Here is a 14382-nt window from a genome sequence, read left to right on the forward strand (position 1 = left end):
AGCCAGCATGACCCCCTCCACACTGTCGTCTCCGGTCGCGCGCTGGCGGATTTTCTCCCATGTCTCCGCATTCTTCGCCTCGCTGGCCGGACGGCTGGCGATGGTGCTGGCGATCGGCATGGCGGCCTCGGCGATGGCGGCGATGTTCGTCTCGATCAAGCTGCGCGAGCATCACTTTCACGAATACCAGATCGAGCAGTCGCTGTTGAGCGCTGCCGATATCGCCCAGCGCTGGGAGCGGGATCCGGTGCTCACCCGCAAGGCGCTCGATGCCGGGTATGTGCTGGGCGCCGGTGCCGCCAGCACGCGCTGGCACATGACGCGCCCCAATGCGGATTATTCGAAGCGTTTGCAGGATCGCCTCGGGGCCGGATCGCAGGCAAAGGTCATGGTCATCGCCGGGCCGGTCTGTTTCGGCCGCTTCAACCAGCAGGTGCGCGCCGCAGGCATGCGCTACGTGCAGATGCCTGATTGCTGGTTCGTGACTTTTCGGGACACCAAGGGGCAGGTGCGCGCCTTTACGGTCGTACAACCGCCCGCGCGGGACGATCATCAGCCCGTACTCGGCTTTCCCTATCTGGAACTGATGGTGATCGCGAGCGTGTCGCTTGGGGTGCTGGCGGCCCGCTTCGCCACGGCGCCCCTGCGCCGCATGACACGCGCGGCCAAGGCGTTCTCGCTGATCGAGGATGCCGAGCCGATCCCGGAAAAGGGGCCAAGCGAGGTGCTCACGGCCTTGCGCACGTTCAATCTCATGCAGGAGCGCGTGCGGGAAGGGTTGCGGGAACGCACCCAGATTCTCGCCTCGGTGACGCACGATCTCCAGACTCCGCTCACCCGCCTGCGGTTGCGGCTGGAGCAGGTCGAGGACGAGGCATTGCGCGCACGCCTGATCGCCGATCTTGCGGCCACGCGCGAACTGGTGCGTGACGGTCTCGACCTTGCGCGCAGCAGCGAGGCGCGCGAGCCGTGGTCGACCGTCGATCTCGATTCCTTCCTGTCCAGCCTGTCCGAAGATGCGGCGGAGTTCGGGCACGATGTGAAGTTCACCGCAGGGTGCGGCGCCAATGTCCGGGTCAAGCCCAATGCGCTGCAACGCTGTGTCGACAATCTGGTCGAGAATGCCGTGAAGTACGGCGGCGGGGCGCAAGTCGAATGTGCGCTCGAAGGGCGCGATGTGCTGATCCGGGTGCTCGATCGCGGGCCGGGGTTGCCGGAGGAGGAACTGGCCAGGGCTTTCGATCCGTTCTGGCGGCTGGGCGGCGCGTCCAGCCTCAATACCAACGGCACCGGCATCGGTCTGACCATCGCGCAGGCGCAGGCGGGAACTTTCGGCGCGATCGTGACGCTGGAGAACCGTACCGGCGGCGGCATGGCTGCTACTGTGCGATTGCCTGCCGCACGAGGCTGACCAAGGGTTGAAACCGGCGCCGTGGACCGGTGAGGGCAGCGGCGCCGGTTTCCGAACGTCAGTCCTTGAGGAACGGCTTGCCCTGATGTGCGACGAGCAGATCGTGCAGGTCGGCGGCGTGCTCTTCCTCATCGGCCAGCAGGTGCTCCAGCATGATCCGGGTGGTCGGGTCCTTGTCGCCGAAATAGCGGATCAGCTCGCGGTAGTGGTCGATCACGACACGCTCGGCGATGAGGTCTTCCTTCATCATCTCGACCAGATTGCCTGCCTTGCCGTATTCGGTGGCGGAGCGGCTGGCGAGGCCTTCGGGATCGAAGTTCGGAACGCCGCCCAGTTGATCGATGCGTTCGGCCAGCAGCCGGGCGTGCTCGGCTTCCGAACGGGCATGTTCCTCGAATTCGCTCGCGACGGTCTTGGAATCGATGCCTGAGGCGGAAATGGCGTGCATCTGGTAGCGCAGAACGCAGACGATCTCGGTCGCCAGAGCGCCCTGCAGCAGGTCGATCGCCTGTTCCACGCCGCCTTCGTACGTGGGTGTGACCGGGCCTTCGCCCAGCGACTTGCGCGCGCGTTCGCGCAGGGTGGTGACGTCGGTGAAGAACGCGGTATCGGCTTCGGCCATGGTGATGTCTCCGGTTGTCCTGTGGGTGCTCTCTTGTGGAGCCTGAATGTCCGCGGGTCTGGTCATGGGCGGATCGCTTCTGCCCTGGACAACCCGGCGCGGGGGCGGATGGTTCCGGATGAGCCGAGGGGCGGGGCCGAGGAGCAGGAAGGGGGAGTCCACTGGACGATGCCCTGCCGTGCGCCTATATACCGGCTGGTATGGAATGCTCCGCAACCACGACACGCGGCCGTCCGCGTGAATTCGATCCCGACACCGCGCTTTCCGCGGCCCTGCGCGTCTTCTGGCAGCGCGGCTACGAAGGCGCGTCGCTGGCGGAGCTGACCGAGGCAATGGGGATCACCAAGCCCAGCCTCTATGCCTGCTTCGGCAACAAGGAAGCGCTGTTTCGCAAGGCTCTCGACCTCTACGAGCAGGAAAAGCTGGCCTACATCGGTCGTGCTCTGGCCGAGCCTACCGCGCGCGGCGTCGCCGAAGTGCTACTGAGCGGTGCGCTCGAAACGCACTGCGGCAAGCGCGATCCGCAAGGGTGCCTTGGCGTCATCAGTTCGGTGGCCTGCGGGGCTGAGGCCGAAGCGATTCGCGAGGAAGTGATCGCCCGGCGCAAGTCGTCCGAGACCGCGCTGATCCGCCGCATGGAGCAGGCGCGCGAGGAGGGTGATCTGCCCGCGCATGTCGAACCTGCCGCCATCGCCGCCTATCTGACCACGGTTCTGCAGGGGCTGTCGGTACGCGCGGGCTCCGGCGCCGAGCCCGAGACGCTCAAGCAGATCGTCGCGACGACGCTGGCCTGCTGGCCCGGCGCGTAAAGGCGCACAAGGAGGCAAGACGTCACCGGACGTTGCGGCGGATTGCAAAATAATTGCATCCGGTGATTTTTGACCTCTTGAATTTTCTCTATCCGTCTTAAATTACCGAGTGGTACAGAAGTTTGCCCCAAACTTCCTGTATCGCTCGAAGTCTCGTGGCTTCGTGCGTGACAAAACGGGCGGCGGGTCTGTCATGCGAGGATACCGTCCGCCTTGTGGAATGCGGCCCTGGTGGTTCGTATTCCGCCGGTGAATGCAGTTTCCCCGAGTGCCGCCCGCACCGGGGAATATAGGCCCGGCGCGCTTCTTCCCATCCCCCGTCCCCGGAAGCGCGGCCGGGCCACTTCTTCTCAGCGGTGTGCTCGAACGTTCGAGAGTTTCGAACATGATCGTCGCTTTTATCCCACTTATTCGGCACCACTGGCGCGGGTAGAGCGTTGGTCAAGCGGACGGCTGCGTCCGCACCGACGACCGGAGATACAAGCCATGACCCTTCGCCCCACCGATATCGATGGCGTCGATGCCATCATCCTGCCGCCCGTCCGCGATCTGGGCGATGGCTTCAAGGTGCGCCGCGCGTTGCCTTCGCACCATCGCCGGATGGTGGGGCCGTTCATCTTCCTCGACCAGATGGGCCCTGCCGCATTCGATGCGGGCACCGGTCTTGACGTGCGTCCGCATCCGCACATCGGCCTTTCGACGCTGAGCTTTCTGGTCGAGGGCGAGATCATGCACCGCGATTCGCTCGGCTCGCTCCAGCGCATCCGGCCCGGAGAGGTGAACTGGATGACGGCAGGGCGCGGCATCGTCCATTCCGAGCGCAGCCCCGACGATGCCCGCGACGGTAGCGCGAAGCTGCTGGGCTTGCAGACCTGGGTGGCGCTGCCGACCCATGCCGAGGAAATCGCGCCGGACTTCTCGCACCACAAGGCCGATGATATTCCTTTCGCCGAGGATGCTGGCCTGCGCCTGACGGTGATCGCCGGAACGCTGGATGGCATGACCTCGCCGGTGAAGACCTACTCCGACCTGATCGAGGCCGAACTGCTGCTGGCACCCGGCGGTCGCTATCGCCTGACTGCCGAGCATGTCGAGCGTGCGATCTATGTCGTATCGGGATCGGTCGCGGTCGAAGGGCAGACCGGGGCCTTCGCAGAGGGCGAACTGGTGGTGTTCAAGCCTGGCGCCGAGATCGTGCTGCGCGGTGAGAGCGCGGCGCGGGTGATGCTGGTGGGCGGCGAGCCGTTTCCCGAACAGCGCCACATCTTCTGGAACTTTGTCTCCTCCTCGCCCGAGCGGCTGGAGCAGGCCAAGGTCGACTGGAAAGCCGACCGCTTCGATCATGTCCCCGGCGAGCACGAATTCATTCCGCTGCCCGAATGACCGGTCTGTAATGTAAAACGAATGAGCCCCCGGCACGCGATGTGCCGGGGGCTCATTCTGTTTCGGTAATCGGCCCGGAGCGTCAGCCGCCGTTTGCGGGTGCAGCCGCTGGCACCGGAACCGGCGCCGCGTCGGGCGAGCCGCCGATGGCCTTCACATAGGCGATGGCCGCCTGCATCTGCTCGGTCTGCACCGCGATGTAGGTGCGCTCGGCATTGAGCGCGTCGGTCTGTGCCGTCACCACATCGAGATAGTCCGAGGCGCCGTCGCGATAGCGGATCATCGCGATGTCGCTGGTCTTCTGCGCGGCCGTGGCGGCGGTGTGCTGCGATGCGCTGGCATCGGCCAGATGGTGCATCGCCGCGATCGCATCCTCGGTCTCCTGGAAGGCCGAGAGCACGGCGCCGCGATAGGTGGCGGTCGCCTCCTCGTATTCGGCGCGCGACATGCGCACCTTGGCCTTGCGCGCCCCGCCGTCGAAGATCGACAGGACCGCGCTGATCGGGCCAAGCCCCCAGAAGCTGGTCGGTGCGCCGAGGAAGTCCGGACCGGTGGTGTCGTAGCCACCGCTGCCACCCAGCGAGATCTGCGGGAAGTAGGCGGCCTTGGCGACGCCGATCTCGGCATTCGCGGCGAACACGCGGCGTTCTGCTGCCGAGATGTCCGGGCGACGCTGGAGCAGCACGGCAGGCGTTGCCACCGGCATGACCGGCGGGGTCAGCGTCTCGACCCGCACCGGAACCGAGAAGGTCGAAGCGACGGCGCCGGTCAGCGCGGCCAGTTCGTGCTCTGTCGCGGCGCGCTGGTTGGCGGTGGTCGAAACCAGCGCCTTGGCATTGGCCAGCACGGTCAGCGAGCGGTTGGTGTCAATGCCCGAGGCGTCACCACCCTGATGGCGCGCTTCGGTCAGTTTGTAGGCCTTGGTATAGGCATCGACCGACCGCACCAGCAGGTCCGCTTGCGCATCCAACCCGCGCAGGCGGAAGTAGGCGTCGGCCACCTGAGCCTGCAGGCTGAGGCGGGCCGAGGCGAGGTCCGCACCGCTGGCGGCGGCTTCGGCGCGTCCGGCCTTCACCGTGTTGCGAACCCGGCCCCACAGGTCGAGTTCGTAATCGAGGCTGCCGCCCAGGATATAGTCGTTCTGGGTCGAGGATGTGCCCGTCGAGCGCACGCGGTACTTCGAGACGCGCGCGCGTTCGGCACTGCCGCTGGCGCCGATCTGCGGATAGAGCGCCGAAGCGTCGATCCGGGCAGAGGCGGTGGCGGCATCGTAGCGGGCCAGCGCGGCTGCCAGCGTCGGGCTGGCGGCGGCGGCCTTGGCTTCGAGATCGTTCAGGACCGGGTCGTTGAACACGGTCCACCAGGCGCCGCGATCGTTGGCGTCGGCAGGGGTCGCCGAGGTCCACCCGGCGACTTCCTTGAACTGGGCAGGGGCGGCGGTCTGGGGTGCGTGGTAGGCCGGTGCCATCGAGCAACCGGCCACCGCGAACAGCACCAGTGGGGACAATACGCCCCGAGACAGAGCTGAGAGCCGCATGGTCTTACTTGCTGCCCGCAGGTGTGCTTCCACCGCTCTTGCCGGCATCCGCAGCGGTCTGCACGCGGACCTTGTCGCCGTTGGCGATCGAGTCCGGCGGCGAATCCACGATCGCATCGCCGGGCTTCACGCCGACCGAGACGAGCACCGACTTGCCCATGTCCTGCGCGATGGTGATCGGGTGCAGCGTAACCTGATCGTTGCTGCCCAGCACAACCACGTTCGGACCGCTGGATGTGTAGAGCACCGCGCTGCCTGGCAGGGTCAGGGCGGAGGTGTCACCCTGCACGTTGAAGTGGACCTGCGCATAGGCGCCGGGCTTCAGCGCGCCATCGGGGTTGGCGGCCTGCAACTGGACGAGCACCGCGCCCGACTGCTGGTCCACCGATCCGGCACTGCGCTTGACGATCGCGGGGAACTCGCGGCCCGGATATTCCGGCAGCGTCAGCGTGGCGGTGTCGCCATCCTTGAGGCGGGCGGAATCGACCTGCGGCACCTTCACGTAGATGCGCATCTGGTGGATGTCGGACACGGTGAACAGCGGCTGCGAGGCGGCATTGCCCGCCACCACCAGCGCGCCGATCTGGGCCGAGCGGCTGGTCACGACACCGGGGAACGGCGCCGAGAGGCGGGTGAAGCCGTAAGTCGCCTGAAGCTCGCGCACCTTGGCAAGCGCGGCATTGGCGAGCGCGGTCTTGGCGGCATAGTCACCGGCCTTCTCGTCGGTTTCCTGCTGCGAGACGGCATCCTGCGCGAGCAGGCTCTTCCAGCGCTTGGCGGTGCTGGCGGCGAGCTTCTGGTTGGCCAGTGCGGTCTGGTAGTCCGCCTTGGCCGAAGCCAGCTGCTGGTCGAGGTCGGGCGCGTCGAGCACCGCGAGGGTCTGGCCTGCGCCCACCTTGTCGCCGATGTCGGCGTTCCACGAGCGGACATAACCGTTGGTGCGCGCGAAGATCGCCGCGCTGTTCCACGCCTGGACATTGCCTGGCAGGACCAGCGAGCCGTCGCCCGTCACCTTGGCCGGATGGACCAGCGCGATCGTGGGGACCGAGGCGTCTGCGGCCACGGTCTTGAGATCACCGGTCGCTCGCAGGCGGCTCATGGTGCCGAAGCCGACCACGGCGACGGCGATCACCGCCACGCCCAGGCCGAGCATCTTCAGGGTGCGGGCGCTGGGGCCCTCGGTTTCGTGAAGGGGAGTTTCAGACATGGCTGGGCTGCATTTCCGTCTGGGGGGTCTTTTCGTCGCGGGTGACGCGGCGATGGACGAAGCTGAACACGGTGGGAACGAAGAAGAGGGTGGCGATGGTGGCGCACATCAGGCCGCCGATCACCGCACGGCCGAGCGGAGCGTTCTGCTCGCCGCCGTCACCCATGCCGAGCGCCATCGGCAGCATGCCGATGATCATGGCCAGCGCGGTCATCAGCACCGGGCGGAAGCGGACCATGCCGGCCTGCATCGCCGCCTCGATGGCATCGCCGGTTTCGGCCAGCTTCTCGCGGGCGAAGGAGACGACGAGGATCGAGTTGGCCGTGGCGACGCCCATGCACATGATCGCGCCGGTCAGCGCCGGGACCGATAGCGTGGTCCCAGTGGTGAACAGCATCCACACGATACCGGCGAGAGCCGCAGGCAGCGCGGTGATGATGACGAACGGGTCGAGCCAGCTCTGGAAGTTCACCACGATCAGCAGGTAGATCAGCACGATGGCGCCGACCAGGCCCCAGCCCAGACCCGAGAACGCGGTGTTCATGGTCTGGTACTGGCCGCGCAGCGTCACCGTCGAACCCTTGGGAACGGCGCTGTCGAGCGACTTGATGGCCTTGTTGATGTCGGTGGCGATCGCGCCGAGGTCACGGCCCGAAGGCGTGGCATAGACGTCGAGCACCGGGGCGATGTTGTAGTGCGAGACCACGGCGGCCGTGCCGGTGCGCTTGATCGTCGCGACGGCGCCGAGCAGCTGCGTGGGCGTACCTGCCGAACCGGAGACCGGCACGTTGTTGAGGTCGCTCATGGTGTTGACCATGTAGTCCGGCGTCTGGGCGACGACGGCGTAGGACACGCCATTGTCGGGGTTCACGTAGTAGACCGGAGCGGTCTGCGAGGAACCGGCAAGCGTATTGCCCAGGCTGGTCGTCACGTCCTTTTCGCTGAGGCCGTACTGCCCGGCGCGGCTGCGATCGACATCGACCGAAAGCTGCGGGCTGGTCTCGGGCTGCTGGAGACGCAGGTCGGCAATGCCGGGGATCGTCTTCAGCTTGGCCATCAGCTTGTGCGCATATTCACGCGAGGCCTCGGGATCCTTACCCGCGATCTGGATGTCGATCGGGGCGGGCGAACCGAAGTTCAGGATCTGGCTGGTGATGTCTGCGGGCAGGAACGAGAAGGTCGTTCCGGGGAAGCGGCGCGGCAGTTCGCGGCGCAGGGTGTTGACCCAGCCGTCGGTCGGCGCGTGGCCTTCCTTCAGGGTGATCATCATGTCGCCGTCCTGCGGACCGATGGTGCCGCTGGCGTTGTAGACGGTGTTGATCGAGCTGACCGGCAGGCCGATGTTGTCGGTGATCGATTCCAGCTGGTCGGCCGGGATCGTTTCGCGAACCTGCTGGGCGATCTTCTCGAAGTCCGACGCCGCAGTCTCGATGCGGGTGCCCACGGGAACGCGGACGTGCATCATGATCTGGCCGGAATCGACGTTGGGGAAGAAGTTGCTGCCCAGCAAGGTGACAAGACCCATGGACAGCACGACGATCGCCAGGAAGCAGATCATGAACGGCTTGCGGGCGCCCAGCGCGCGGCGCAGCAGCGCCACGTAGTTGCCGCGAACGACCTCGAAGCGCTTCTCGAACCCGCGCTGGAAACGCACAAGCGGATTGCGCGAGGTGGGCGAGCCCGAGTTGTGCACGTCCTCGCCATGGGTGGCGTGGGGCTTGAGGAGGTACATCGCCATCGTCGGCACCAGGGTACGCGACAGGATGAACGAGGCGACCATCGCGAAGACCACCGAAAGCGCCATCGGCACGAACAGGTAGCCCGCAACGCCCGGCAGGAAGAACATCGGCACGAACACGATGCAGATACACAGCAGCGAGACGAAGGCCGGGGTCACGATCTGGGCGGCGCCGTCGAGAATGGACTCGATCACGCCCTTGCCCTGTTCGAGGTGCCAGTTGATGTTCTCGATGGTCACGGTCGCGTCATCGACAAGGATGCCTACCGCGAGGGCAAGGCCGCCCAGCGTCATCACGTTCAGCGTCTGGCCGAACACTGCCAGCGCCGCGATCGCCGCCAGAATAGCCAGCGGGATCGAGAGCGCGATGATGACGGTCGAACGCCATGAGCCGAGGAACAGAAGGATCATCAGCGAGGTGAGCGCGGCGGCGATCGCGCCTTCGCGGACCACGCCTTCGACCGCGCCCTTCACGAACATCGACTGGTCGCCCACCGGCAGGATCTTCAGCGTGTCGGGAAGGACCTGCTGGATCACGGGGAGGGCGGCCTTGACGCCGTTGACGACCGCGAGAGTGGACGCCGAACCGTTCTTGAAGACGGTCAGCAGGACCGAGCGGGTGCCTTCGACGTGGACGACGTTCTGCTGCTGCGCGCTGCCGTCGCGAACGTGGGCGACATCGTGCATGTAGATCGTCGCGCCGTTGACCACCTTCACCGGAAGGTCGTTCAGACCGTCGATGGTGTCCGGCGCGTTGTTGAGCTGGACCGAGTACTGCGTCGGGCCGATCTTGATGAAGCCGGCCGGATTGATTTGGTTCTGGTTGGCGATGGCGTTGCCGACGTCCTGCGCCGAGAGGCCCTTCGATTGCAGTGCCTGCGGATCGAGGTCGATCTGGATCTGGCGGGTCTTGCCGCCCGAGGGGTAGGGCATGGCAAGGCCGGGGATCGTGACCAGTCGCGTGCGGATCTGGTTCTGGCCGATATCGAACAGCTGGCCTTCCGACAGGCCCTTGCCCGACAGCGCCAGCTGCAGGATCGGCACCGTTGAGGCGGAGTAGTTGAGGATCAGCGGCGGGGTCGCACCTGCGGGAAGCTGCTTGAGGATCGTCTGCGAGACCGACGTGACCTGCGCCGTTGCCGTGCGGATGTCGACACCGGGCTGGAAGTAGATCTTCACGATGCCCATACCCTGGAGCGACTGGCTCTCGGTATGTTCGATGTCGTTGACGGTGGTGGTCAGCACGCGCTCGAAAGGCGTGACCATGCGGTCCGACATATCCTGAGGGGAAAGGCCCGAGTACTGCCAGGCGACAGCGATCACGGGGATCTTGATATCGGGGAAAATATCGACCGGCGTGCGCAAAGCGGCGATCGTGCCGCCGATGGCGATCAGGATCGCCATGACGATGAACGTCAATGGGCGGTGCAGGGCGGTCTTGACGATTCCAATCATCGACTACTCCAAGAGCCGTCCGGCACAGGTGGAGGGGCCACCGGACGACAGCAAATCCTCAACCCGAAATTTCGATGGACCGGAGTCGCTCGCCCAAAAACGACAGCGCGGCAGGCGAAGCCTGTCGCTGAAGCCCTGACGTTCAGGGGGCGAAGGTTCCGGGCTTTGCCGGGCATTCCCGGTCGCTTCGGCTGAAATTGAGCACGCATGGTTGCGCTTTCACGCTTCGGATGGCCTCTGGTCAGGCATGTGTCCAATATATATTACGGCTGGATCGATAGGCTGGACGAATTGATGCCATGGATCTGAGACACTTGCGATATTTTCTCTGCGTTGCCGAGGAACTGCACTTCGGGCGGGCCGCGGCGCGGCTGGGTATTTCGCAGCCGCCGCTCAGCCAGCAGGTGCGCGCGCTGGAAGAGGAACTGGGTGTGCAACTGTTCGAGCGTACCAGCCGCCGGGTGCAGCTGACCGTCGCCGGGCGCCAGTTCGTGCCCGAAGCGCAGGCGACACTCGATCAGGCCGAGCATGCCATGCTTACCGCCCGCCGGGCGCAGCGCGGCGAGATCGGGCGGCTGTCGCTGTCGTTCTCCACTTCGGTTCCTTTCATGCCGGGCATCGTCAAGGCGCTATCAGGGTTTCGTCAGGAGAACGAACTGGTCCGGCTCGACCTCCACGAACTGGCGCGCGATCTGCAGATCGACGGTGTAGTTCGGGACGAGATCGACATCGCGCTCGTGCGTTCATTGGTCGATCCGCCGCTGCCGCCGGGTCTCGTCTCGCAATGCCTGCTGCGGGAGGGGCTGGTGGTGGCGATGCGCGACGATCACCGGTTCGTCACGCTGGATCGCCGCCCGCGGGTCTCCGACCTGCGTGGGGAGCCGCTGGTGTTCTATGGGGGCAGTCGTGCGGCAGGCTTTGCCGATCACCTTGTTGCGCTGTGCCGTGCGGAAGGATTCGAGGCTGACGTGGTGCTCGAAGCCTCCAGCCTGGCCACGCTGCTCGGCCTGACGGCGGCAGGCTTCGGACTGACCGTGGTGTCGAACTCGCTGGCCCGGATCAGTGTGGAAAGGCTTGTGTTCAGGGATCTCGACGTGCCGTTCACCAGTGATCTCTGGATGGTTCACAAGGAAACGCTGACACCGGCGGCGGCACGCTTCCGGTCTATTCTTCTGGATGAGCCGGTGGATTGATACGACGACAGGTGTGGTTCAGGAAAGCGGCGACAGGAAAGCATGGGGGGCATGCTGGCCGTCGACGACTGGAGAAACGATGCGCAAATGGATAGCCGTGCCGCTGTTCGCTCTGGTACTGGGCGCTTTGCCTGTGGGTATGGCGGCGCGGGCTCAGATGCCGTCAGGCGATTTCGGCAACCTTGCCCGCTACCGGGCCGAGAACGAAGCGCTTGGCGGTCATGACGATCCCGCCCGCGTGGTGTTCATGGGCGATTCGATCACCCAGAACTGGGCGCGCGAGCCCTATCTGCGCGATCGCGCCGACCATATCGGGCGCGGGATTTCCGGGCAGACGGCACCGCAGATGTTGCTGCGCTTCCGCTCCGATGTGATCGCGCTGCATCCGGCTGTCGTCCATATCATGGCGGCCACGAACGATGTGGCGGGCAATACCGGGCCGGAAACGCCGGACGAGATTTACGGCTATATCGTCTCGATGGTCGAACTCGCACGGGCCAACGGCATCCGTGTGGTGCTCGCAGGGATACCGCCGACGCGCTATTTCAACTGGCGGCCCGAGGTCGGCGATCCGGGGGCGGAGATCGTGGCGATCAACGCGCGTCTGGCTGCCTATGCGAAAGCGCACCGGATCGTCTTTGTCGACTACGCGCGCGTGCTGGCCGATCCATCGGGGGCGCTGAAGCCCGAACTCGGGCTCGACAGCGTGCATCCCAATCCCGCAGGCTACGCCGCGATGCAGCCTCTGGCAGAGGCGGCGATCCGGCAGGCGATGGCGCAGAAGCCGTGAGCGGGGCCATGACCGGAAGCGCGATATTCCCGGCCAGCCGCCGTGCCTATGACGGGTCGGCTGGTGATCCGGTCGAAATCGCGCTGCCGGTCGAGGCGCCGGTCGCCATCGAGATCAACGGCATGGCCTATGCCGTGATGATGGCGACGCCCATCGACCTTGAGGATTTCGTCACCGGCTTCCTGCTCGGCGAAGGGCTGGCGGAAGCCTCCGAAATCGGCGAAATCGCGCTGCACGCCGTGGAGGATGCGCTCTGGGGCACGGGGCACGTCGCGCGCGTGACCCTGCCTGCGCATCGCCTCGAACCGGTGATGCGCCGCGCGCGCGGACGGGTGGGCGACAGCGCCTGCGGGATCTGCGGGATCGAGAGCGTCGAGGCTGCGCTGCGCCCGCTGCCGCCTTTGGGGCGGCGCACCGGCGCAACGCCCGAAGCCATCGCCCGCGCGCTCCACGCCCTGCGCGAACGCCAGCCCTTGGGGCGCGAGACCCGCGCCAGCCATGCCGCGGGCTTTGCCGATGAGCAGGGCATGCTGCATCTCGTGCGCGAGGATGTCGGGCGTCACAATGCGCTCGACAAACTGCTGGGGGCGTTGGCGCGCGAAGGGCGCGATCCATCCGAGGGCTTCGTGGTGATGACCTCGCGCTGCTCCTACGAACTGGTCGAGAAGACGGTGCGCGCAGGGGTGCCCTTGCTGGTGGCGATCTCGGCGCCGACCGACCTTGCCGTGCGTCGTGCTCATGCCGCCGGGCTGTCGATCGCGGCGGTGGCGCGCGACGATACGATGCTGTGGATGCCTGCGCCGGAGTGAGGACCGAGCAGAGGCGTTTCTATGCGTGATAATATCTCGCTAATTCTGATCGTTCGGAAGGCTGTGCGAGCCGCAGTTTGATCGAGGTCAAGGATTGCCGTCAGGCGGCGCGGCATCCGGGGCCATCGAGACCGGGAGAAGGAGCCGCGCAACGATGAACCAGAGTACAGCTGTCGAGGCGGAAATTCCGTCGCTCGAAAGGCATGAAATCCACTCACCGGTGCCGGGCACACCGTTCTTCGACGGGGCGGCGGCGGCGAAGGGCTACCAGCTCAACGCCATGTGCTTTTCCTTCAACGATGCCCGTAATCGCGTGGCTTTCCGTAATGACGAGGACGCCTACTGTGCGCAGTTCCACCTGACACCGCAGCAGCGCGAGGCGGTCCGATCGCGCAACGTGCTGGCGATGATCGAGGCTGGCGGCAACATCTACTATCTCGCCAAGCTGGCGGGGATTTTCGGGCTCAACGTGCAGGACATCGGTGCGCAGCAGACGGGCATGAGCGTCGAGGCATTTCGCCAGCATCTCATCGATCAGGGAAAGGCATAAGATCATGGCAAAAGTCGTCGGTGCATACTTCACCAGCCACGTCCCCTCGATCGGCGGGGCGATCTTTGGCGGCAAGCAGCAGGACCCGTACTGGAAACCGTTCTTCGACGGCTATCCCCCGGTCCGCGAATGGCTCGCCGAAACCCGCCCGGATGTTGCCGTGTGCTTCTACAACGACCACGGGCTGAACTTCTTCCTCGACAAGATGCCGACTTTCGCGGTCGGGGCGGCGGCGGAATACTTCAACAAGGACGAGGGCTGGGGGCTGCCTGTTTTCAAACCCTTTTCCGGTCATCCTGCACTCAGCTGGCATGTTATCGAGCAGCTTGTCGGTGATGATTTCGACATCACGACATGCCAGTCGATGCTGGTGGATCACGCGCTGTCGATCCCGTTCGAGCTGGCCTATCCCGATTGCGATGCCTGGCCGGTCAAGCTGGTGCCGATCGCGATCAACACCGTACAGTTCCCGCTGCCCAGCGCTCGCCGCTGCCTCGAACTCGGCCGTAGCGTCGGTCGGGCGCTCTCCAGCTGGAAGGGTGACGAGCGCATCGTGGTGATCGGCACCGGCGGCCTCTCGCACCAGCTGGATGGCGAGCGGGCGGGCTTCCTCAACCCCGAATACGACCGCCTGTGCATGGACCGGCTGGCCAGCGACCCGGACCGGATCGCGGCGGACAGCATCGAGGAGATCATCCGGCTGTCAGGTGCGCAGGGCGTCGAACTGGTCAACTGGATCGCCGCGCGCGGGGCGCTGGGAGCAAGCGCCGTGGAGACGCACCGCAATTACCACGCGCCGATCTCGAACACGGCAGGGGCTACGATGGTGCTTGAACCGGCTTGAGCAACCGTATGCGATAAAAAGAAAAGCCCCGGTG

General features: G+C 65.6%; 12 protein-coding genes. 8 read left to right on the plus strand and 4 right to left on the minus strand.

Annotated elements, in window-relative coordinates; all coding sequences use genetic code 11:
• Window positions 1-7: 7 nt before the first annotated feature.
• Complete coding sequence (locus tag AC3EC3_RS02390; RefSeq protein ID WP_488488098.1) at window positions 8-1411, plus strand: ATP-binding protein; 1404 nt, start codon at window positions 8-10, stop codon at window positions 1409-1411.
• A 58-nt stretch (window positions 1412-1469) separates the two neighbouring features.
• On the opposite strand, the gene AC3EC3_RS02395 is transcribed toward AC3EC3_RS02390, so the two are convergent.
• The gene (locus tag AC3EC3_RS02395; protein WP_488488099.1) at window positions 1470-2099 is read right to left on the minus strand and encodes a ferritin-like domain-containing protein; all 630 of its coding nucleotides are present in this window, start codon (window positions 2097-2099) and stop codon (window positions 1470-1472) included.
• 134 nt (window positions 2100-2233) lie between these two features.
• Between AC3EC3_RS02395 and AC3EC3_RS02400 the strand changes: the two genes are divergently transcribed.
• Window positions 2234-2842, plus strand: a complete 609-nt coding sequence (locus AC3EC3_RS02400; protein ID WP_488488100.1) for a TetR/AcrR family transcriptional regulator — start codon at window positions 2234-2236, stop codon at window positions 2840-2842.
• 486 nt (window positions 2843-3328) lie between these two features.
• Window positions 3329-4225, plus strand: a complete 897-nt coding sequence (locus AC3EC3_RS02405) for a pirin family protein (RefSeq protein WP_488488101.1) — start codon at window positions 3329-3331, stop codon at window positions 4223-4225.
• Between the two features lie 82 nt (window positions 4226-4307).
• Here the strand turns inward: AC3EC3_RS02405 and AC3EC3_RS02410 are convergent, their stop codons facing one another.
• Genes AC3EC3_RS02410 through AC3EC3_RS02420 form a run of 3 tightly spaced genes read right to left on the minus strand, consistent with a single transcriptional unit; the run spans window position 4308 to window position 10162 of the window.
• Window positions 4308-5762: an efflux transporter outer membrane subunit gene (locus AC3EC3_RS02410; protein ID WP_488488102.1), complete on the minus strand. Its 1455-nt coding sequence runs from the start codon at window positions 5760-5762 to the stop codon at window positions 4308-4310.
• A 4-nt stretch (window positions 5763-5766) separates the two neighbouring features.
• Window positions 5767-6969, minus strand: coding sequence for an efflux RND transporter periplasmic adaptor subunit (locus AC3EC3_RS02415; RefSeq protein ID WP_488488103.1), 1203 nt, complete (start codon window positions 6967-6969; stop codon window positions 5767-5769).
• Window positions 6962-10162, minus strand: coding sequence for an efflux RND transporter permease subunit (locus AC3EC3_RS02420; protein ID WP_488488104.1), 3201 nt, complete (start codon window positions 10160-10162; stop codon window positions 6962-6964). The genes AC3EC3_RS02415 and AC3EC3_RS02420 overlap by 8 nt, the downstream gene beginning before the upstream one ends.
• Before the next feature lie 314 nt (window positions 10163-10476).
• Between AC3EC3_RS02420 and AC3EC3_RS02425 the strand changes: the two genes are divergently transcribed.
• The 5 genes from AC3EC3_RS02425 (at window position 10477) to AC3EC3_RS02445 (ending at window position 14348) form a co-directional block, all read left to right on the plus strand.
• On the plus strand, window positions 10477-11355 hold the full coding sequence (locus AC3EC3_RS02425; RefSeq protein ID WP_488488105.1) for a LysR substrate-binding domain-containing protein: 879 nt from the start codon (window positions 10477-10479) through the stop codon (window positions 11353-11355).
• Window positions 11356-11434: 79 nt separating this feature from the next.
• Window positions 11435-12145, plus strand: coding sequence for a GDSL-type esterase/lipase family protein (locus tag AC3EC3_RS02430; RefSeq protein WP_488488106.1), 711 nt, complete (start codon window positions 11435-11437; stop codon window positions 12143-12145).
• 8 nt (window positions 12146-12153) lie between these two features.
• The gene (fdhD, locus tag AC3EC3_RS02435) at window positions 12154-12954 is read left to right on the plus strand and encodes a formate dehydrogenase accessory sulfurtransferase FdhD (RefSeq protein WP_488488107.1); all 801 of its coding nucleotides are present in this window, start codon (window positions 12154-12156) and stop codon (window positions 12952-12954) included.
• 154 nt (window positions 12955-13108) lie between these two features.
• On the plus strand, window positions 13109-13504 hold the full coding sequence (locus tag AC3EC3_RS02440; RefSeq protein WP_488488108.1) for a protocatechuate 4,5-dioxygenase subunit alpha: 396 nt from the start codon (window positions 13109-13111) through the stop codon (window positions 13502-13504).
• A 4-nt stretch (window positions 13505-13508) separates the two neighbouring features.
• On the plus strand, window positions 13509-14348 hold the full coding sequence (locus AC3EC3_RS02445; RefSeq protein WP_488488109.1) for a class III extradiol dioxygenase family protein: 840 nt from the start codon (window positions 13509-13511) through the stop codon (window positions 14346-14348).
• Window positions 14349-14382: the final 34 nt, after the last annotated feature.

The organism is Novosphingobium sp. BAM6 (genome assembly GCF_057784955.1).

Bases quoted from the DNA above. Each gene is read 5' to 3' on its own strand.
- AC3EC3_RS02410 (WP_488488102.1), bottom strand. From the start codon at position 5,762: ATGCGGCTCTCAGCTCTGTCTCGGGGCGTATTGTCCCCACTGGTGCTG.
- AC3EC3_RS02420 (WP_488488104.1), bottom strand. From the start codon at position 10,162: ATGATTGGAATCGTCAAGACCGCCCTGCACCGCCCATTGACGTTCATC.
- AC3EC3_RS02405 (WP_488488101.1), top strand. From the start codon at position 3,329: ATGACCCTTCGCCCCACCGATATCGATGGCGTCGATGCCATCATCCTG.
- AC3EC3_RS02445 (WP_488488109.1), top strand. From the start codon at position 13,509: ATGGCAAAAGTCGTCGGTGCATACTTCACCAGCCACGTCCCCTCGATC.
- AC3EC3_RS02390 (WP_488488098.1), top strand. From the start codon at position 8: ATGACCCCCTCCACACTGTCGTCTCCGGTCGCGCGCTGGCGGATTTTC.
- AC3EC3_RS02430 (WP_488488106.1), top strand. From the start codon at position 11,435: ATGCGCAAATGGATAGCCGTGCCGCTGTTCGCTCTGGTACTGGGCGCT.
- AC3EC3_RS02395 (WP_488488099.1), bottom strand. From the start codon at position 2,099: ATGACCAGACCCGCGGACATTCAGGCTCCACAAGAGAGCACCCACAGG.
- AC3EC3_RS02415 (WP_488488103.1), bottom strand. From the start codon at position 6,969: ATGTCTGAAACTCCCCTTCACGAAACCGAGGGCCCCAGCGCCCGCACC.
- fdhD (WP_488488107.1), top strand. From the start codon at position 12,154: ATGACCGGAAGCGCGATATTCCCGGCCAGCCGCCGTGCCTATGACGGG.
- AC3EC3_RS02400 (WP_488488100.1), top strand. From the start codon at position 2,234: ATGGAATGCTCCGCAACCACGACACGCGGCCGTCCGCGTGAATTCGAT.
- AC3EC3_RS02440 (WP_488488108.1), top strand. From the start codon at position 13,109: ATGAACCAGAGTACAGCTGTCGAGGCGGAAATTCCGTCGCTCGAAAGG.